This is a genomic window from Actinomyces sp. HMSC065F12, from assembly GCF_001814535.1.
Classification (GTDB): domain Bacteria; phylum Actinomycetota; class Actinomycetes; order Actinomycetales; family Actinomycetaceae; genus Pauljensenia; species Pauljensenia radingae_A.
The window spans coordinates 142,566-161,802 of record NZ_KV816983.1 but is presented as its reverse complement, the minus strand read 5'-3'; the positions used below and the strand labels follow the sequence as shown (position 1 = coordinate 161,802).

15 protein-coding genes and 1 tRNA gene are annotated in these 19,237 nt (G+C 60.1%); 5 read left to right on the top strand and 11 right to left on the bottom strand.

Annotation, left to right across the window (positions count from 1 at the left end; genetic code table 11):
• Nucleotide 1 precedes the first annotated feature (1 nt).
• The 4 genes from HMPREF2975_RS06890 to HMPREF2975_RS06875 are packed head-to-tail and all read right to left on the bottom strand — an operon-like array spanning nucleotide 2 to nucleotide 4,367.
• Entirely contained in the window at nucleotides 2-181 is a 180-nt protein-coding gene (locus HMPREF2975_RS06890; protein WP_058236631.1) for a ubiquitin-like protein Pup, read from the bottom strand.
• Between the two features lie 9 nt (nucleotides 182-190).
• Nucleotides 191-1,714 carry a depupylase/deamidase Dop gene (gene dop / locus HMPREF2975_RS06885; protein WP_070726660.1) on the bottom strand — a complete coding sequence of 508 codons (1,524 nt, stop codon included), beginning with the start codon at nucleotides 1,712-1,714 and terminating at the stop codon, nucleotides 191-193.
• Nucleotides 1,711-3,270, bottom strand: coding sequence for a proteasome ATPase (gene arc, locus HMPREF2975_RS06880; RefSeq protein ID WP_070726658.1), 1,560 nt, complete (start codon nucleotides 3,268-3,270; stop codon nucleotides 1,711-1,713). Before arc ends, dop begins: the two co-directional genes overlap by 4 nt.
• A gap of 50 nt (nucleotides 3,271-3,320) precedes the next feature.
• The gene (locus HMPREF2975_RS06875) at nucleotides 3,321-4,367 is read right to left on the bottom strand and encodes a tRNA (adenine-N1)-methyltransferase (RefSeq protein ID WP_070726657.1); all 1,047 of its coding nucleotides are present in this window, start codon (nucleotides 4,365-4,367) and stop codon (nucleotides 3,321-3,323) included.
• A 70-nt stretch (nucleotides 4,368-4,437) separates the two neighbouring features.
• Here HMPREF2975_RS06875 and HMPREF2975_RS06870 point away from each other — a divergent pair, with 70 nt between their 5' ends.
• Nucleotides 4,438-5,283 carry a RecB family exonuclease gene (locus HMPREF2975_RS06870; RefSeq protein ID WP_070726654.1) on the top strand — a complete coding sequence of 282 codons (846 nt, stop codon included), beginning with the start codon at nucleotides 4,438-4,440 and terminating at the stop codon, nucleotides 5,281-5,283.
• Between the two features lie 10 nt (nucleotides 5,284-5,293).
• Here the strand turns inward: HMPREF2975_RS06870 and HMPREF2975_RS06865 are convergent, their stop codons facing one another.
• Nucleotides 5,294-6,145 (bottom strand): undecaprenyl-diphosphate phosphatase, encoded by an 852-nt coding sequence (locus tag HMPREF2975_RS06865; protein ID WP_070726652.1) that lies wholly within the window; start codon nucleotides 6,143-6,145, stop codon nucleotides 5,294-5,296.
• A gap of 73 nt (nucleotides 6,146-6,218) precedes the next feature.
• Between HMPREF2975_RS06865 and HMPREF2975_RS06860 the strand changes: the two genes are divergently transcribed.
• On the top strand, nucleotides 6,219-7,163 hold the full coding sequence (locus HMPREF2975_RS06860) for an aldo/keto reductase (protein ID WP_058236625.1): 945 nt from the start codon (nucleotides 6,219-6,221) through the stop codon (nucleotides 7,161-7,163).
• Here the strand turns inward: HMPREF2975_RS06860 and HMPREF2975_RS06855 are convergent.
• From HMPREF2975_RS06855 to HMPREF2975_RS06840, 4 genes are read right to left on the bottom strand one after another with little or no spacing between them, the layout of a single operon-like run.
• Entirely contained in the window at nucleotides 7,160-7,498 is a 339-nt protein-coding gene (locus HMPREF2975_RS06855) for a DNA primase (protein ID WP_070726651.1), read from the bottom strand. The genes HMPREF2975_RS06860 and HMPREF2975_RS06855 overlap by 4 nt on opposite strands.
• 42 nt (nucleotides 7,499-7,540) lie before the next feature.
• Entirely contained in the window at nucleotides 7,541-8,638 is a 1,098-nt protein-coding gene (locus tag HMPREF2975_RS06850) for an NAD(P)/FAD-dependent oxidoreductase (protein WP_058236623.1), read from the bottom strand.
• Nucleotides 8,639-8,680: 42 nt separating this feature from the next.
• Nucleotides 8,681-9,757 (bottom strand): GNAT family N-acetyltransferase, encoded by a 1,077-nt coding sequence (locus HMPREF2975_RS06845; protein WP_070726649.1) that lies wholly within the window; start codon nucleotides 9,755-9,757, stop codon nucleotides 8,681-8,683.
• A gap of 24 nt (nucleotides 9,758-9,781) precedes the next feature.
• Nucleotides 9,782-10,555 carry a DsbA family oxidoreductase gene (locus HMPREF2975_RS06840; RefSeq protein ID WP_227469308.1) on the bottom strand — a complete coding sequence of 258 codons (774 nt, stop codon included), beginning with the start codon at nucleotides 10,553-10,555 and terminating at the stop codon, nucleotides 9,782-9,784.
• A gap of 69 nt (nucleotides 10,556-10,624) precedes the next feature.
• Between HMPREF2975_RS06840 and HMPREF2975_RS06835 the strand changes: the two genes are divergently transcribed.
• From HMPREF2975_RS06835 to HMPREF2975_RS06825, 3 genes are all read left to right on the top strand, one after another.
• A tRNA-Leu gene (locus tag HMPREF2975_RS06835) sits at nucleotides 10,625-10,710 on the top strand.
• A gap of 69 nt (nucleotides 10,711-10,779) precedes the next feature.
• Entirely contained in the window at nucleotides 10,780-11,439 is a 660-nt protein-coding gene (locus tag HMPREF2975_RS06830; protein WP_070726646.1) for an HAD hydrolase-like protein, read from the top strand.
• The gene (locus HMPREF2975_RS06825) at nucleotides 11,436-12,851 is read left to right on the top strand and encodes an AI-2E family transporter (RefSeq protein WP_070726644.1); all 1,416 of its coding nucleotides are present in this window, start codon (nucleotides 11,436-11,438) and stop codon (nucleotides 12,849-12,851) included. Before HMPREF2975_RS06830 ends, HMPREF2975_RS06825 begins: the two co-directional genes overlap by 4 nt.
• Here the strand turns inward: HMPREF2975_RS06825 and HMPREF2975_RS06820 are convergent.
• Complete coding sequence (locus HMPREF2975_RS06820) at nucleotides 12,834-16,007, bottom strand: error-prone DNA polymerase (RefSeq protein WP_070726640.1); 3,174 nt, start codon at nucleotides 16,005-16,007, stop codon at nucleotides 12,834-12,836. The two genes, HMPREF2975_RS06825 and HMPREF2975_RS06820, sit on opposite strands and share 18 nt — an antisense overlap.
• 41 nt (nucleotides 16,008-16,048) lie before the next feature.
• Nucleotides 16,049-19,210, bottom strand: coding sequence for a DEAD/DEAH box helicase (locus HMPREF2975_RS06815; protein ID WP_083314459.1), 3,162 nt, complete (start codon nucleotides 19,208-19,210; stop codon nucleotides 16,049-16,051).
• Nucleotides 19,211-19,237 lie beyond the last annotated feature (27 nt).

Below are 19,237 nucleotides of genomic sequence, written 5' to 3'. Positions count from 1 at the left end.
TTTATTGGCCGCCCTTCTGCACGAAGCCCTGAACGAAGCTTTGCGCGTTTTCTTCCAGGACGGTGTCAATGTCATCCAGCAGGTCATCGAGGGAATCGGTGTTCGCCTGAACCTGCCCGGCCTGGGCGTCGTCCTCGTCGAGCGGGTCTGAGTGAGGTGAATGTGTGTGTGACTGAACCATGGATGCTCCTTAGACAAGGTCAGAGATGTCGGTTGTGGTATCAGATGCGTCAGGCAGTGAGATGCGGACCAGGCGGTTGTGTTCGGGGTCGTCGACTACCACTGATGTCCATGATGCCCGAACGACGTTCGGCATCGAGGCAACAGCGTGTCCGCGTACTCTGGCGCGGGTTGACTGTGGCGGCGTATCGGCCGCACGGATCACGTCGTCAGGTGTGAAGAGTCTGCGAACTCGTCCCGCACGGTCGAGGCGGTTCACCAGGGAGCGTTCTTCTCGCAGGTCCGCCCATTGCAGATCCATTGCCGCCAGACGTGGGTCGGCCCAGTCGGTGTTCAGCCGCTCACGCTGGCGATCGAAAAGCTGGTATTTTGCCACCCATTCAACGTCGCTGGCCACCGAGAACATGTCGGTGCGCAGACCGTCCAGGACTCGCTGCCAGGTGTCAAGCAGGTCGCGTGTGTCCTCATCCGGATTCTGGCCAGTCTCGTCGAGTGTTTCGAGCACCAGATCCAGGTAGATCTGCTGAATATCAACGGCATTCAGTGCGCGTCCGGCAGCGATCGGAACTTTGTGGCTCAGCGTCGGGTCGTGACTGACGTTCCATGTTTCCTGCACCGGATCGTCAATGCTCAGTCCATCCCAGTGCATCGACGTGCCCTGTTCAATGGCCCACAGGACAATCGAGGTCGTCCCCATCTTGAGGTAGGCCGAGATGTCGAAGAGGCTGGCATCGCCTCCGATGACATGCAGGCGACGGAACCGTGCGGGATTGGCATGAGGTTCGTCGCGCGTATTGATGATCGGGCGATTGAAAGTGGTTTCCAGGCCGACCTCGTTTTCCACGAAGTCAGCGCGCTGCGAGAGCTGGAAGCCGGGAGCCTGTGACTTTTGACCCAGCCCGACCCGACCCGAACCACAGGTGACGGGGCGCGTCACCATGAATGGGATGAGGCCGCGGATCAGGTCATCCAGATCAACTGAACGCTCCACCTGGTAGTTCTCATGAGTGCCGTAGGCCGCACCTTTACCGTCGGTATTGTTCTTGACCAGGACGAGCGGCTCCTCCGAGCTGGCATCGATATGTGCCATGATTCGGCGCGCAATCTCATCACCGGCCCTGTCCCACAGCACTGCTTCGCGCGGTGACGAGGTTTCAGGTGCGGAATACTCCGGATGTGCGTGGTCGACGTACAGGCGCGCACCGTTGGTCAGCACCGCCACCGTCGGGGTTGGCAGTGCGCGCTCACTGTCACTGGGGCGTTCCAACGCTTCCACGCCCCCTGACGGTGCCAGGTGGTAGGGATCATCGGTCAACAGTGACGGGTCGGCTGCGGCACGGGACAGGCGCATACCGCGCAGATCATTGAGCGGGTCCTCACCCGTGTAATCCCATCCAACAGGGTCGCCCTCGCGTGACAGCTGTCCGCCTGCAGCGATTGCCTGCGTGGACAGTGCGACCGCATTTGCCCACGGGTTGCCTGGCTGATAGACACCGAATTCTGTTTCGGTGCCCATGATGCGGTGGACGCTCATTGTGGATCTCCTTGAATGGGGGTCACGGATTGAATATCATCACGCACTCCCACGGTGCGTGCCCAGTCCACTGGCGAAGACGTAGCAGCCAGCTCCATTGATTCGCGCATCTCTTCTTCCACGCCGCGCAGCACGTGTTCCTGGCTCAGCCCCTGCTCGCTCCCGCCAAGCGTGGCGCGGATAGCGTGTTTCTTGGCTCGCTCCACGCTCGAGGCGATCAATGCGCCTGAAACGATGTCACTCAGGTACAGCGTCGTCTGCGCGCCTGAGGTCAGCGTCGCGTGGAACAGTGCAGTGGACTGATCGCGTGCATACAGACGCTCCACGGCGGCGTCGATCATCTGATTGAGGGCCTCCTCGTGGCTCCCATAGCGGGAAATCTCGCTCGCTGCAATCGGGACGTGCGTGGTCAGATACTTCGTGAAGATGTCGCGCGCGCCCGTCCGGTCGGGTCGGTCGATGCGTATACGCACGTCGAGGCGTCCGGGCCGCAGTACAGCAGGGTCGATCATGTCGGCTCGGTTGGATGCGCCAATGATGATGACATTGTCGAGGGCTTCCACTCCGTCCATTTCAGCCAGAAGCTGCGGGACAATCATGGTTTCCACGTCAGAGGAGATACCTGCGCCGCGCGTGCGGAACAGAGCTTCCATCTCATCGAAGAACACGACAACAGGGATCCCGGTTGCCGCCAGTGCACGAGCACGGGAGAAAATTGCCCGAATCTGGCGCTCTGTCTCCCCTACGAATTTGTTGAGCAGTTCGGGGCCCTTGATAGACAGGAAGTGGCCGCGCACGCCTGATTCGGTCTGCGACAAAGCGTTTGCCACTGCTTTGGCAATGAGTGTTTTACCCGAACCTGGCGGCCCGTACAGCAGGATGCCTTTGGGCGGGCGCAAGCCGTAATCGCGGTAGAGCTGCGGGTGACGCAGCGGCATCTCGATCGAGTCACGCACACTGGCCAGCTGCTGATCCAGTCCGCCGATGTCGTCGTAGGTGACGTCCGGGACCTGCGGGGTGAGCAGCTGCTCGACATCCGAGCGGGTGACGCGTTCGATGGCCTGACCGGCGCGCAGATTCGCCATGACGGAATCGCCTGCCCGTACGCTTCCGTGCCGCAGTGGTCCGGCCAGCGTCAGAACCTGTTCCGCGCCGCCTTCCAGGGACACCAGTACGCGATCGGCGCCCAGTACTTCCAGCACCGATGTCAGTGTCCCGGTGCGCTCGAAGTGGTCCACACCCACCACGACCATGTTCTCGTTGAGGCGTACCAGCTGTCCGACGGCCACCGTTGACAGGTCAACACTGGAGTCAACGGTCAGGCGCATGTGTTTGGTGCCCACCATCGCATCGATCTGACGCGCGGCGGTATCGACCGCAAGAACTGAGACGAGTGTGTGTGGAGGCTGCTGAGAGCGGTGGATTTTCTCGTTGAGTTGGACAAGCTGTCCGCGGGCCGTCGACAGGGCACGTGAGAGGCGTTCGTTCTTCTCTTCCAAAGAAGCGACAGATCGCCGCAACGCGTCAACGGTCTGTTGGTCGGCAGACGTGCTCACTCGTACCCTCCTCGCGAGTCAGTTTTAGTGGTCATTCAACACTATGACGATCAGTGGGATTCCTCCAGATCCTTCCGAACCGTGGTCTGTAATGTTTCTCCCACCCAATGTTCGCTGCGCGCAGTTGCGTCACGACGCACTCGCCGTACTTTCTTGTCACTGGGCACTCGCTGCCCGATTGACGAGGGTGTCCACCCATCCTCGTCGTCCCACATTCCACCCTGTCCTTCAGCAGCCGGAGCGGGGCGGCGTTGGGCGGTTTGCGGACGGGTGTGCGGTGCCAACAGACGCGTGGTGACCAGAAAGCCGGTATGGGCCACCATGCGGTGTTCGGGACGCACAGCCAGCCCTTCGAGATGCCACTCACGCTGCATCGTTTCCCACGCCACTGGCTCTGTGAATCGTTCGCATGCGCGGATGTCTTCGACCAGACGGGACATCTGGGTCACTGTGGCGACGTAGCACGTCAATACTCCTCCGTAGTTCAATGCGTGTTCCACGGCTTGAAGGTTCTCCCACGGGGCCAGCATGTCGAAGACGATGCGATCCACGCTATGCGCCTCGCATCGATTGAGCACATCAGCCACCTCGCCTACTTCCAGGGTCCACGCGGGGTGGTGAGAGCCGAACCAGAGATCCACATTGGCGCGCGCAATGTCCGCAAAGTCTTCGCGGCGTTCCACTGAGTGGAGGTGGCCGTGTTCGCCTACCGCGTTGAGCAGTGCCAGTGTCAATGCACCTGATCCCACACCTGCTTCCACTACGCGTGCGCCGGGGAAAATGTCCCCCATATGAATGATGGTGCCGGTGTCTTTGGGGTAGATCACCGTTGCGCCGCGCGGCATCGACATGACGTAGTCGCTTTGCAGGGGTCGCAGCACCTGGAATGAGCGTCCTTCAGGCGTGGTGATCACCTGACCGTCGGGCTGACCGATCACGGCGTCGTGATCGAGCCACCCGCGATTGGTTTGGAAGCGTCCGCCCGCCACCAGCGTGATGGTGTGGAATCGTCCCTTTGGGTCGCGTACCTGCACCCGATCGCCTTCGCGCAGTGGCCCGCGCCGGTTTTCCTGACCTAGTTCACTATGAGTACTCATCGCTGGGATTGTATCCACAACCGGAGCAGGCGAGCACGCAGATGCCAGTGCGCGGCGCTACGGTAGGCACATGTCGTCTTCATCATCGTCTGAACAGTGGGCGCCCGCACTGTCGGTGTCGCGCGCCCGCGATTTCATGAAATGCCCTCTCAAGTTCCGCCTGTTGGTTGTGGATCGCATTCCCTCGCCCGCCACACGTGCCACGGCGATGGGCACCCTCGTACACGCTGTCCTCGAGCATCTCTTCGACGTGCCGCAGCACGATCGCACCCCTGAGCATGCTCAGGAACTGGTTGCCCCGCAATGGGAAGTGCTACGCAGCAACGATCATACAGTGATGAATCTGTTCGATTCTGAAGAGGATTTGCAGTCATGGATGCGTGACGTGCGAACCGTCATCGAGCAGTACTTCCATATCGAGGATCCACGGTGGCTTGAACCGGTTGGACGTGAAGAACTGATCACTGTGGTGATGCCGGAAGGCATTCGTCTGCGCGGATTCATCGACCGCATCGATCAGGCTCCCACAGGCCAGCTGCGCGTTGTGGACTACAAGACTGGCAAGGCACCCAGTCCACGTTTCCAGGACGAAGCTCTCTACCAGATGCGCTTCTACGCATTACTGCTTCAGCTCTCTCGTGAGCTTCCGGCCCGCACGCAGTTGGTGTACATCAAGTCCGGTCAGGTCCTCACCTTGGACCCCACCGACGCCGACATGGTGGACATTCGCGCCGATGTGGCACAGCTGTGGGAGCGCATCGAAAGTGCGGCTCGCCAGCGTCGTTTTGTTCCGACAAAAAACCCGCTGTGCAACTGGTGCCACGTGCAGTCCATGTGCCCCATCTTTGGCGGTCAGGTGCCCGATATTCCTGAAGAAGGCATCGAGCGTGTACTGTCCATGCGTGCGAGTCAGTAAGTCACCCTCGTCAGGCTGCGACTCCCCCGGGCGTCAGGACGCCGGTCAGCAGCAGGATCGCGACGAGGGCGGCCAGACCCAGGCGGTACACGACGAAGGGGCTGAACGAGCGGGTGGAGATCAACTTGAGGAACCACATGATCACCACGTATCCCACGCCGAAAGCGATGAGCGTGGCCAGGATCGTCGGCCCGACCGCAACAATGTCACCACCACCGATCACCTTGGCCATCTTGTAGAACCCCGATGCGAAGACGGCGGGCATGGCCAACAGGAATGAGTAGCGCGCTGCAGCTTCTCTCGTGTAGCCCAGCGCGCGCCCCATCGTGATGGTGCCACCTGAACGGGAGACGCCGGGAATGAGAGCCATCGCCTGAGCAAAGCCGTAAGCAATGGCATCGCGCCAGCTCATGCGGTCAAGGGTGAGTTCCCTGCGCCCCAAGCGATCAGCCGCGCCGAGCAGCAGACCGAAGAAAACAAGCATGGCCACCGTGATCCACAGGTTACGGAATGATGTGTCGATCCAATCTTCGAGCAGCAGTCCAAGGATTCCGATCGGCAGGGATCCGACGATGATCATCCACCCCATGCGCGCATCGGGATCGGCACCGCTGACGCGCTTGGCGGGGCCGACTACGGGAAGGGAACGCGCCCATTTCGACACGATCCTCACGATGTCTTTCCAGAAGAACACCAGCACTGCAGCTTCAGTTCCGATCTGCGTGATCGCGGTGAAGGCAGCTCCCGGATCTGCCTGTCCGATCAGCTCTCCCACAATGCGCAGGTGAGCAGATGAGGAAATAGGAAGAAACTCCGTGAGGCCCTGAACCAGCCCCAGGATGATTGCATCAAGCCAACTCATGAGGCCTACTGTACGGGCACCACGCCGATTCCCCTACCGCGCCACCCGGTCACCACCACACTACGGTTACAGTATGCGCACTCGTTTTTGCGGCCGTTCGGGCCTGAGCGTCTCTGATGTTGGACTCGGCACACTCACGTGGGGCCGCGACACTGATGAGCACGAAGCTGAAGACATGCTGCGCCATTTTGTCGATGCCGGTGGGAACCTGATCGAAATTGCACCAACGCACGGAGACGGCGCGGCGGTGGACGTCCTCGGGTCGCTCATCAGCACAGTCAGTCGCAATCAGCTCGTGATCGCACTTCGAGGGGGCGCACACCTGGATGCGTCCACTAAGTGGCGTGCCAGTGCGGCGCGCGGCGACATGCTCGCCAGTCTGGACGATGCGCTGGCCCGGTGGCACACCGATTTCGTTGACCTGTGGCTCGCGGAGTTCACGCCGCACATTCCGGTCGACGAAACACTGTCCGCGCTGGAGGTCGCCTGGCGTTCGGGTCGTGCGCGCTACGTAGGGATCGCTCACGCGTCGGCGTGGACGGCGGCATCAGCATCGACGAGGGCGGCCCTGGCGGGGATGCCTGTGGTTGCGTTGGAAGATGCCTGGTCACTGCTGGATCGCGGCCTCGAGTCTCAGGTGTTTGCACCGGCACGCTCAGCCGGGATGGGAATCCTGGCGCATTCGCCACTGGCGTGCGGCGTCCTGACCGGGAAGTATCGCCATGCCACTCCCCCAGATTCACGCGCCGCGTCACCGCACTTGCGTTATACCGTTGAACGCTACCTGGATCCTGCTTTGTCTGGCACGGTCAACGCCCTCGAACGCGCTGCTCAGGGGCTTGATCGCACGAGTATGGATGTGGCGTTGGCATGGGTGCGTGACGCTGAGGGTGTGGCAAGCGCGATCGTCGGTCCGCGCACGGTCCGACAGCTCGATCAGCTGCTCGAATGTCAGGATCCACTTCCTGAGCAGATCCGAACGGTACTCAGCGAAGTATCTGATCCGCGCGTAGATTAGTCGTCCTCGTCGTTATCGTCGTCCAGGTCGATCTGGTCGTACTCGTCATCGTCGAAGCCGTCGAAGCTGTCATCGTCATCATCTTCGTCGTCGCCGTCGTCCTCATAGTCGTCATCATCGTCGTCGTCATCATCTTCATCCAGAATGTCGAACGGCAGTTCAGCGTCGAATCGTGTGAAGAGAACGTCGTCGTAGGTGAAGAACGCATCACGGAGGCGTTCTTCTGCCTGCGAAATGACGGCATCCGACGCGGCTGTGCCGCCCTGGACGACATCAAAGTGGTGCTCAAATGCTGCGATGAGTAAGTTCAGCGCGTCGCGAGGATCTTGTGTCATGCTCCCAGCCTACCTGTTCACGCCTAAATTGACGTGCTCAATTCAGGGAAGATTCAGTTGCGAGCGGATAACGGAAACCATCAGATCAGTGCCCTTGATCTCCGCTGTCTGTTCTGCACCGAGGATACGCATATTCCCGTCTGCGTCGATCAGCTGTGATGCACCCATCGACGGCCCGAGCGGCAAGATGACCCACTCCTTGGTGGGTTGGTAGGAGATATCGGGCTCTCCGCCTTCCAGTTGATGCGTGATATTGGCAATGACAACTCGGGCCTGCTGACGTGCCGCATCTGCGCGCTTGGATTCACGCACGTCGGTGATATCACCAATGGCGTACACGTTGGAGTGTCCCTTGACCTGCAGCGTGGGATCAACACGAATTGTTCCGTTCGGGTGAAGAAGTTCTTCGTATTCGGTTCCCGCCAGGTATCCGGAGTTCGCTGTCGCGCCGTAGCACTGGAACCATATATCTGCCTCGATCTGGTCACCGTTATGCGTCTGAACACTGAAGCGTCCTAGCTGGCCGGCCTGAATCGGCGGCAAATACGCCAGCGGGGAGCCTGTCACCACGCGCACACCCAGTTCGTCGAGCTGTTCCGTGATCGCGTCGCGAAGCTCCTGTGTGTAGCCAGGCGTGGACAGAATGGAATCACCGGATTCAACCAGAATGATCTCCAGATCAGGGAACGCGCTGGCCAACTCGCCTGTCATCTCAATGCCGACGGTGCCTCCGCCTACCAACATGACCGAGCCGGCCGATGTCAGTGCGTCGTGGAGCTGTTCAAGGCGCGCTTTCGCCACAGTCGCTTTCGAGGAGGAGTACTTTGCGGGGAACGGATACGTTGATCCACTTGCCAGGATCACGTAGTCCGCTTCGATGGGGTCGTGCCCAAAGACATGCACCGTCGTCCCCGTCACTGACGAGACGACGCCCTGGATCACCTGCCCATTCTTCAGCAGGTTCGAGTACGGCATGAAAATGGCGTGCTCCCACACCTCGTCGACTGCTGCCCGAAGTGCGGCCGCGTGGTGAACGAATTGGTCCTTCTGCTCAATGAGGATCACGTCAGCGACTGGATCCAGTCCTTTCGCGACGGTGACACCACCGTACCCACCGCCGACAACTACCACTTTGGTCACAGTTGATCTCCTTCGTTGATGATGATGCCATCATCTCACGTGTCAGTCGTCTAGGTGGAGCACGCGAGCAATATTGGGTGGGAAAAAGTTCGGTCCCTTCAGAACTTTTCCGTCCTCACGACGCTTCACCGACCCATCCGGCATGAGTTTGGACAGGTTCGATGCCTGGACTTCTTCCAGGACCGCATCCAGGTCGATGCCTGATTCCAGTGCCATCCCGTAGATGACGTAGACCAGGTCGGCCAAAGCGTCAGCGGTCTCGACGATATCCGAGGTGGCATGATCGCCTTCAGCTGCCTGCTGATAGGCCTGCTCAATGAGTGTCCTCGCGGCAGGTCCCCACATGGCTCCAATCAGTTCGCTGAATTCCTCAGCGATCAGGCTCATGCGCATCATGACACGGTCGTAGTCCAGCGTGGGTTCCCCGCCGTCTGCCACACGGTTGGGCATGTGGTAGGTCGAGTGGAACTCGCTGACCAGTTCCTGGGGGCTACGCGTGCTGCGGCCCGGTGTGTGCGAAGTGCCACTGCGCCGCCCCATCACCGGTGCGGGTGCAGCCGGCCCGTCCCACGGTGCAGCAGGCTCCATCGTGTCATCTGGTTCAAGGAATGCTTCCCAGACTTCTTCACCCTTGTCGTTTTCGACTTGCCGCCCTCGTTTGCCTGCGTGGAAGCCCAGTCGCCACGCCACGCGCCACGACGGCCAGTTGCCGACCCGTGAGCGCCACACGAGGCGCGGCGCGTTCAGCGTATCGAATGCGACGCGCGCAGCCAGGATAAGTGCTTCGGTAGCGTAGCCTGATCCCCGGCTGTCGGCGCCTACCCAGTAGCCCACATCGAGCGTCCCGTCCTCGGATTGAATCCGCATCGACAGGGTGCCCACGAGCGTGTTGGTGGCCACGGTGCGGATCGCCCAGTGTGGTTCGTTCTTCTCCCAGCCGGCGGTCGCGACTTTTTCAACGAATTCTCTGGCCTGGTCACGCGAATATGGCGAGGGAACCGTCGTCCACTGCATGATGGCCGGGTCCTGGCACAGACGGTAGATATCGTTGGCATCGTCACAAGCTAGTGGCACCAGGGAGATGCGCGCGCCGGTGACCGTGAGAGGAGCGAGCGACATTGAATCCTCCTTTGGATGATCGCTTCAGGCTTCAGCGTGAGTGTGTTCCCACGCGGTCGCCAGCATAGTCCCCAAGGCCTGCGCATTCTGTGCGCCCTGGATCACAAACTTCTGATCGATGAGCATGGTGGGAACCGACTCAACACCCATTTCAACGGCGATCTGGTAGTCGGAAACTACATCTGCTGCTCGCTGCTCATCAGCGAGGGCGGCCACCACATCTTCTGCTGACATACCGACTCGCTTCGCACACTGAATCAACACCTCCGGGTCGGAGACGTCCTGACCCATTTCGAAGTGGGCACGGTCAAGCGCTTCAGCCAGAGCAAGCTGAGTGGTATTCGCACCTGTCAGCGTGTCGTGCGCAAGGTCGTGTTCGTAGGCTGCGGCGAGGAGCCGGTGTGCGTTCGAGGTGGGCGCCACCACCATTGTTTCGAAGTTGAAGGTGATGTCCTCAGCCATCCCCAACTCAGTGAATTGAGCCAGGCTCTTGTCTGCATCTTCTTCTGACATTCCACGATGTGCTGTCAGGTATTCGCTTTGAGATAGCTCCAACGGTTCTGCTAAGTCAGGGTCAAGGAAGTAGGCGTGAAGTCGAATCTCAACCTCGTCAGCATGCTCGAATGAGCCCAGGGCCGTGCGCAGGTGGTGAAGACCCAGATAGCACCACGGGCATGCCACGTCAGACCAAATGTCGATGTGCATGTTGGCAACTGTCTCATAACTTTGCTCGATTGTCAGGGTGCCCGGGCCTTTGTCACCTAACTCATGAGCAAATGTGACGTGTCGCTCGTTCATATTGGACGTTTCGATTTGCCGACAGGTACCATTGTCGTGTTAAAGTTCTATCCGCTCTCATTGAGCATTGCGCGGGTGGCGGAATAGGCAGACGCGCTAGCTTGAGGTGCTAGTCCTCGCTTTAGAGGGTGGGGGTTCAAGTCCCCCTCCGCGCACAATGAGAAGAATGGTCGCGACACCTTGGGGTGTCGCGATTATTTCTTACTCTGCTCTACAGTAGAGACGTGGAAACTTCTCGCTGGACCTGTGTACTTTTCGACGTGGACGGCACAATTGTCGATTCGGCAAGTGTCGTTATCGACTCGTTCCAACGCACACTTGCACACTTGAACTATCCGTTTCGTTCACGCGATGAGCTGGGGAAATACGTCGGCCCACCGTTGTGGGACTCCTTCATGGATCTGGGGATGGATGCTGAGCAGGCTGACAATGCTGCCACCATCTACCGTCACTACTATCGTGAACTGTTCCTTCAGCCAGAACCGTATCCCGGCATTGGACAGCTTCTGGAAGATTTACATGCCGCCGGATACGCCTTGGCTACGGCTACCTCAAAACAGGAATACATGGCGCGCGACCAGATGGTTCATCTGGGTTTTGATCGCTTCATCGATGTCATTGCGGGAGCCATCCCAGATCCCGCCTATTCGAAAGCTCATGTAATCCGCGATGCACTGAAGCGCCTGGAGGAAAAAGGCCTCGACATTTCTCGCCCCGTCGTGGTAGGTGACCGCTCATGGGACCTGGAAGGTGCTCTGGAAGTCGGTCTGCCGGCGATCGGGGCAGGATGGGGATATTCGCGTCCTGGCGAGTTCGATCAGGCACTGGCAGTTGCTCACGATGCTGACGAACTGCGCCAGCTGCTGATAGGAGATCACTCATGACTGATTCATCACGCACCTCAGCGTTCGGCAATCTGAAGCAGAACCTGAGCCGGTTCGTACGTTCTCCGCACGTCACTCAGGTGCCGGCCACGACGCGCACATCCACGCCGGCGCGCCCTGCCCCATATCGCACACCCCAACGGCGACGCGTCTCCTCGCCTCCGACCAAGCATTCGCGGACCAATACTGCCGTGAAGCGACCTGAGCTTCCTGACTGGCTGCGTAAATCCGGCCTGGCAGCGTGGGCCCTGATCGGCATCATGATCATCGTCGCCGCCGTCGTCTATGCTCTGGCACGCGTCACCCCGGTCTTCATCGCTGTTTTCGTCGCACTGGTGGTCACTGCGATTCTCAATCCCGTGGTCAATTTCCTTTCGCGCTTCATTCCGCGTGGCCTGTCAGTGGTTCTGACATTGCTGGGATTCTTCGGCATCTTCGCAGGTTTGATGGCATTGGTCGTCAACTCCGTGATGGGACAGTGGACGAGGCTGGCCAATCAGTTCTCACGCGGTCTGGATGTGATCTCCGATTTCCTGTCCTCCCTGCCATTCGACATCAAGGTCACGCCGCAGGATGTGTCCGCATGGATGAACGACATGATCGCCAAGGGCCAGCAATACGTCCAGCAAAACTGGAGCAGGCTGGCATCCGACCTCCTGTCAAATGTCTCAGCCGCTGCCATCACGTTCACAATCGCCGCACTGGGCTTGTTCATCACGATCTTCTTCCTGCTGTCGGGAGAAAAAATGTGGCGCTGGTTCCTGGATGTCACACCGGCACGCAGGCGTGAGCCTATCCATCGCGCAGCTCTGGCTGGATGGGACACCTTCTCGGGCTACGCGCGCGGCACGATGATCGTGGCCGCGACCGATGGTCTGTTGGCGGGGATCTTCCTGCAGATCCTGGGCGTACCGGTTGCGCCCGCATTGGGCGTCCTGGTGTTCATTGGTGCCTTCATTCCCCTGATTGGTGCGCCCGCAGCGATGATCATTGCGATGATCGTGGCTGCTGCAAGCGGCGGTTTGATGCAGGCCGCCATCGTTGGCCTCGGCATCGCCGGCATCGGCCAGCTCGAAGGTCACGTCCTCCAGCCCCTCATCATGGGCAAGCAGGTGTCTTTGCACCCGGTGGTTGTCGGTGTTGGCGTCACCGTCGGTACACTCACGGCGGGCCTGCTGGGTGCCGTTATCGCGATCCCGATTATCGGCGTGATCTGGTCTGTCTTCTCTGAACTGTATGAGCGTGATGCACCGATCGAAGATCCGCTGCCTGAACGCCGCAATGCGCCCGACGTTGAGGAAGAGCACGAGAACAAGATCGGCACCAGAATTGTGCGTTTTTTCCGCAACCGCGGCGACGACGAATCCGAGGCTGACGGGCAGAAAACCGAGGCTTCAGCGGAAGTCTCGTGATCGGACGCGCATCGGCATGTGCAGCTCTTTGAGCGAATGTGCCCGGATCATGACGACACCCTCGCCTCTTTCGACAGTGCCACTGACGATCAGTGCCTGCGCTGTCGTGGCGGTGGTGCGATAACGCGTCCACAGTCCCGGTGAGCACACAATGTTGGCAAACCCGCTTTCGTCTTCTAAAGACACGAAAATCAGGCCGCGCGCTGTGTGGGGACGTTGGCGGTGCGTGACAATACCAGCGACTGACGCGATGGACCCATCGTCACCTTTCTCCATCAGGTCACGCGCTTTCACGACGCCGCGATCATCAAGGAATGAGCGGATCAGGGCCAGCGGATGTTCTGCCACGGTCAGGCCGGTGGCCTGATAGTCGGCGCGCATCTGGTCAACATCGCTCATCTGCGGCAGGTTCCCTGGCGTCGTGCCCACCTCGATACCGGGAATATACGGCTGATACGCGTGTTCTTCTGCCACTCGCTCGGCACCCCACAGTGCGTCTCTTCTGCTGATTGCCAGCGAATCGAAAGCACCGGCTCGCGCGCATGCTTCCACCTGGCGCTCGGTGAGGTGAGCACGCTGCGCCACGTCACTCATACTGAAAAACGGACCGTCAGCTCGCGCATCGACGATGCGGTGGGCACCCTCCCCCAGTCCGCGTATCGATTCCAGCCCGATCCGAATCATGGCATCGTCATCCATGTCCAGTTCAACGCGTTCGTTTGCACATCGCTCGACAGCCGGGTCGTAGGGCTGGACGCATGCGGATACGTCAGAAAACTGCACATCGGCCCGAGCAACTGCTACGCCGTGACGCCGCGCGTCGTGGATCAGGCTATCCGGAGAATAAAACCCCATAGGCTGACTGGACAGAATACCTGCGTAGAAGAACTCCGGGTAGTGCACTTTCAGCCAGGCTGACGCGTAGACGATGTGAGCGAAGGAAAAGGAGTGCGACTCAGGAAAACCGAACGATGCGAAGCCTCGGAGTTGATCAAAAATCCTGTGTGCGCATTGCTCAGAGATTCCGCGTTGACGCATTCCTTCCATCAGCGGAGGTTTGAGCATGTCCATCTGTTTGAGTGAACGCTTCGACCCCATCGCCTTGCGCAAGCGGTCAGCTTGCGTCGCGGTGAAACCTGCCGCATCCTGCGCGATGCGCATGAGCTGTTCTTGAAACAGCGGAACACCCAGAGTCTTTTCCAACGCAGGCTTGAGCAGCGGGTGCAGATACGTCACCGCTTCTGCGCCCTGTCTTCGACGCAGATACGGATTCACTGCCTGCCCCTGGATGGGGCCAGGTCTGATCAGCGCCACCTCCACCACAATGTCGTAGAAGCAGCGCGGCCGAAGGCGTGGCAATGTATTCATCTGCGCGCGCGACTCCACCTGAAACACTCCCACCGTGTCAGCTGCGCACAGCAGGTCGTAGACACGTGGATCCTCTTCTGTCAGATTATGCAGTCCCAGCGCGCGCCCGTTCCTGCCGGTAATGCCACGCTCCCCCAGCCAGTCGAATGCCCGGCGAATGGCGGTGAGCATTCCTAATCCCAGCAAGTCGAATTTCACCAGTCCGGCATCAGCGCAGTCGTCCTTGTCCCACTGGAGAACGGAGCGGCCCTCCATGGCTCCCCACTGCACGGGGCAGATATGACTGACCAGTGTGCGCGTGAGCACCATTCCTCCGGTGTGGATTCCCATGTGACGCGGAAGGTCGGACATTTTCTGTGCGATTCGAGTGACCTGATCAGGGGGCGGGTCGCCCTCGCTCTTGCTCCACTTCGTCGCAACACCGGCGGCATATCCGCATGCGCGAGCAGCATCACGGATCGCTGAGCGGTGCCTGTAGGTGATGACGGTGGCAACCTGTGCGGCGCGTTCACGCCCATAGTGCTCGTAGACATGTTGGATGACTTCTTCGCGCCGCCCTGCCTCGATGTCGACATCGATATCAGGAGGGCCGGAACGTCTAGGCGACAAGAAGCGTTCAAAAAGCATTGAGTGACGCACCGCGTCAACTGCAGTGATGCCGAGGGCGAAACATACGGCTGAATTGGCGGCTGATCCTCGTCCCTGGCACAGGATGTTGCGGGAGGCACAAAAGTCAACGATTTCTTTGACGATCAGGAAATATCCCGGAAAATCCATGCGTTCGATGATGGACAGTTCGTGGTCAATCACCTCCCACGCATGGGGGTTGTCTGCCCGCGTTCCGTAACGTTCGAGGGCGCCCTGTTCAGTCAGATGACGCAACCATGTCGCGGACGTAAATCCCTCGGGCACCTTCGTTTCAGGCAGTCGGGGAGCAACGAGGCGCAGGTCAAAACTTGCGTGAGATCCGATGTCTGCCGCCATGCGAACAGCATCCGGGTAGTCGTGGTACATCAGCAGCATTTCTTCTGCGCTGCGCAGAAAAGAACGGAAGGCCGGCAGGTGCGGTTCAGCTTCTTCCAGTGACATTCCCAGTCGGGTGGCAGCCAGGACATCACCGAGGGGCCCGGATACCGGGGTGGCACATCGCGCGGCCGTTGTGGCAACCAGCGGCACGTGGGCACCTGTGGCCAATTCACTGAGTGCACGCAGGGTCTCAGGTGGCTCCGTGGGGCTCAGCGCGCTTTCGACGGCGACGCGGTCACGTCCAAAGATACTGATCAGGCGTGTCAACATGGAGCGGGCGGCCGGCATGCCACCCGCCCGCAGCGCTCGACGCAGCGGGCCACGCGACGTGCCGGTGAGCACTATCCACTCCCCTGCACCCAGTTCGTCCAGCATGTGTATCGGCGTGCGCCGACCTGGATGAGAAAGGGTGTGCCGACTCATTGCCGCACACAGCTGCGTGTATCCACACGGATTCGTGGCGATGATGGGAAGACGGATGCCAGGTTCTTCGGCTCCGGGAATCAATCCCCATCCAGGCTGGGCTGAAAATTGCTGCGGATCCAGGGTCAGTTCCGCCCCGCACACAATCGGCAGTCCGCGCGCTCGACCGGCAGTGGCCATCTGTATTGCAGAATACATACCATCGACATCCAGTACCGCGAGCGCCTCCAGGTTCAGCGCGCAGGCAGCATCGACCATCTCGCTGGGCGTATTGGCGCCGTCGAGGAATGTGAATGCGCAGTGAGCATGTAATTCCGCGTAACGAGCAGGTTCGACCACTCCACCATTATATCGAACATCTGTTCGATTCTGTAACGGTCTTATCCGTCGATCAGCGCACGCAGGTCAGCCACGTTAAGGCGCGTCCACTGCCCCGCGTCCTTCTGATCAACAGCCGCATCAACCAGGGATGTCACAAGTTCACGTTTGCGTTCCTGCAGTTCGACGACTTTATGTTCAATGGTGTCGAGGGCGACCAGACGGTACACACTGACAGGACGTTCCTGCCCGATGCGGTGCGCACGATCCACTGCCTGTTCTTCCACGGCCGGGTTCCACCATGGATCCATGACGAACACGTAGTCCGCTTCCGTCAATGTCAGTCCTGTCCCCCCAGCCTTCAGGGAGATGAGGAACACGTCAGCGTCCCCCTCGCGAAACTGTTGAATCACTGAGCGGCGATTGCGGGTTGAACCGTCGAGCTGGACACAGGAAATGGAGCGCCGCTTCAGCTCCTCCCGGATTCGTGCCAGGTAGGACGTGAACTGGCTGAACACCAGAGCCTTGTGACCTGCAGGCAGAATCTGCGTCAAGTGGTCCACCAGCACGTCGATCTTTGCCGACCCAATACCTTGGTAGTGTTCATCGACCAATGCCGGGTCAAGGGCCAGCTGGCGCAGTCGCGTCAGCGCGGCCAGAATGTCGATGCGGTGCCGTGAAGCGTCGTCAAGCAGATCGAGCAATTGGACGCGTATGCGCGTCAGATACTGGTCGTAGATCTGGCGGTGTTCAACTCCCAGCTCCACACCGACGGTTGTTTCAGTCTTGGCGGGAAGATCAGGTGCCACTGCTTCCTTGGTGCGTCGCATGATGAACGGTCGGATCGCTGCGCTCAACGCTGCGGCGGCGTTCGCGTCCCCCTCGTCAATGGGCCGTAAGATATGTGTGCTGAACGTTTTCCAGCCGGGCAACAAGCCGGGAGCAACCAGGGCTGCGAGCGCCCACAGATCCGCTGCGGAATTTTCCACGGGTGTACCGGTCACTGCGAGTGTCCACGGCCGGGACAGCTGCATGAGCAGGCGGTGGATGACAGTGCGCGGATTCTTCACGTGCTGCGCTTCGTCGATCACCAGGCCGCCCCATTCGCGCGCTGCCCATTGGTCTGATTCCAGGCGCGCAATGGTGTATGTGGTGACGACGATGTCGGCATCGCGGATGGCACTGTCAAGTGATTCGTCGCGACGTTTGGAGGTTGACGTAATGTCGACGACTCGCAGCTCGGGTAGGAAGCGTTCGGCCTGTTCAACCCATGTGCCGACGACGGAGGTCGGTGCCACCACCAAAACTGGCGGTTCGGTGCCACCAGCGCGTTGCGACGCGATCGAGGCGAGGATTTGCAGGGTCTTGCCCAGGCCCATATCGTCAGCGACAATGCCGCCCAATCCGTTGTGAATGTGGGAGGTGATCCACTGATGACCGTCGACCTGGTAGGGCCGAAGATCCGCATTAAGGGTGTCAGGCAGCGGCAACGGATCGCGCGCACCTCGGGCAGTAAGCACGTCGATAGCGCGGCGCAGGGAGTTGGGCACGGTGAGCGAGTCCGTCAGGTCGTCGAATTCTTCCCACAGCCCCACATGCATGCTCGATAGCTGCAGGTCAGATTCAGTGAAGCTGCCGCCCAGTTCCTGCGCGTTGTGGAGCAGGGCGCGCAGCCTGTTGATACGAGCGCTGTCGAGGGCGACCCACGTCCCCTCAACCAGCATATGATCGCGTCCATCGGCAAGTGCGGTGAGGACATCAGATAGGGCGACATCACTGTCACCGATGCGGATGCGTATATGGACATCAAACCAGTCGGTGGATGAGGACGGTTCAGCGTCCGTGTGGATCGTCAGTTCCTCATTGCTGATGCTCAGTGCCCGCACATCAGGGTCCACGTCCCATTGCAGAGCGTCGGCGGTCACCTCGTCGAGGGTGGCAAGCAGTTCCGGGGCTTTCCAGGCGGGCATATGGATGGGTGTGCCGACGGTCAAGGGCGCGCCGGTGGGAAGCGAGATCTGGCCGATTGCAGACTGTACGCTGCGTGCCAGGTGCGTGACATCGGGGTCTGTACTGTCGTAGGCGGTGCGCACATGAGAGGTGCCGACAGCTTGATCGACCCACCAGCGCATCACGACGTGTTCGATGTGATCCATACTGACGCGTCCGACGATGCTTGTCTTAACTGAAACGTCTGCGCTCACTGAGTCGTCACTGGACATGACCGGGTTGGTGCCGCTGAGCCGAGGAAGCCACTGGGCATGGAATTCGGCCGCGTCTTCAGCCGGAATGATCAGCGGTGAGGCACCTTCGAACGCGTCGAGCAGATGCGCCCCTGAACGAATATGTGCGACTGTGCGCCCGGCGTTGAAGAATGCCAGCTGCGTGGCTGCGCTGATGCGAACTCGGGCGACGATGCGCGCACCGTCGGTGAGCACGGGTTTGATAAGAATGTCGCCTGTTTCGCCAGTGCGAGTGGTGTCGAGACTGACGTGCCAGGGAGTCGGGTCGACGCTCAGTGGTGTGAGCGGGTCGAGGTCAACGAACATGTCAAGGCCGGCTCGCGTAGCTGCCTCAATCCACGGCCCTGCCTGCACGCCCAGCGATTCCAGTGTGACGTCATTTGGTGAGCGGTACGTTCCATCTGAACGTGAGTGGCGGTAGGCCTGCCTGATCAGCGCGACGTGTGTGGGGTTGAGTCCATCTGTGACCGATTCCCACTGCGTGGCGGTCAGGTCCTGCCACGTTGCACGCTTCGTGGTCCACGCGCTGTGCATTCCAGGGCGCAGCGGTGTCAGTGCAATAGGTTCACGAGGGTTATGCGTATCAACCAGTAACGCCAGTGACTGACCCTCCATCGCCGTGGTGCCGGAAAGGGTGCGCAGCCTGTCACGCCATGTGGGGCCCTCCTCCGATTCTGCGGGCACGGAGCGCACGGCAAGTAAGGCTGCCACACTGTGCGGACAATCACGTCCGATCGCGCACGCGCAGCTCAGATCCAGGTGGACAGGGGCGCCGTCACGCAGGCTCACCCATGTGCGGTAGGTCAATCCGGGGCCTTTGACGCGGCACTGGGCTTCGCGTTCTGACGTGAGGTCGGTGTCCAGGACGTCGCCTCGGGTAAAGAACGCCAACCCTTTTGCCCACGTTGCCGGGCCTACGCGCATCATGATGTCGTCGTCACTGAGGTGGTGAACATACGTCACGATGTCGCGTGGAGCCATCTTTCCAGTTTATGACGCCGCGCGCGC

What these genes read in the sequence shown, in the direction of transcription:
- HMPREF2975_RS06890 (WP_058236631.1), bottom strand. Translation starts at nt 181, where the DNA reads ATGGTTCAGTCACACACACATTCACCTCACTCAGACCCGCTCGACGAG.
- dop (WP_070726660.1), bottom strand. Translation starts at nt 1,714, where the DNA reads ATGAGCGTCCACCGCATCATGGGCACCGAAACAGAATTCGGTGTCTAT.
- HMPREF2975_RS06875 (WP_070726657.1), bottom strand. Translation starts at nt 4,367, where the DNA reads ATGAGTACTCATAGTGAACTAGGTCAGGAAAACCGGCGCGGGCCACTG.
- HMPREF2975_RS06870 (WP_070726654.1), top strand. Translation starts at nt 4,438, where the DNA reads ATGTCGTCTTCATCATCGTCTGAACAGTGGGCGCCCGCACTGTCGGTG.
- HMPREF2975_RS06865 (WP_070726652.1), bottom strand. Translation starts at nt 6,145, where the DNA reads ATGAGTTGGCTTGATGCAATCATCCTGGGGCTGGTTCAGGGCCTCACG.
- HMPREF2975_RS06860 (WP_058236625.1), top strand. Translation starts at nt 6,219, where the DNA reads ATGCGCACTCGTTTTTGCGGCCGTTCGGGCCTGAGCGTCTCTGATGTT.
- HMPREF2975_RS06855 (WP_070726651.1), bottom strand. Translation starts at nt 7,498, where the DNA reads ATGACACAAGATCCTCGCGACGCGCTGAACTTACTCATCGCAGCATTT.
- HMPREF2975_RS06845 (WP_070726649.1), bottom strand. Translation starts at nt 9,757, where the DNA reads ATGTCGCTCGCTCCTCTCACGGTCACCGGCGCGCGCATCTCCCTGGTG.
- HMPREF2975_RS06840 (WP_227469308.1), bottom strand. Translation starts at nt 10,555, where the DNA reads ATGAACGAGCGACACGTCACATTTGCTCATGAGTTAGGTGACAAAGGC.
- HMPREF2975_RS06825 (WP_070726644.1), top strand. Translation starts at nt 11,436, where the DNA reads ATGACTGATTCATCACGCACCTCAGCGTTCGGCAATCTGAAGCAGAAC.
- HMPREF2975_RS06815 (WP_083314459.1), bottom strand. Translation starts at nt 19,210, where the DNA reads ATGGCTCCACGCGACATCGTGACGTATGTTCACCACCTCAGTGACGAC.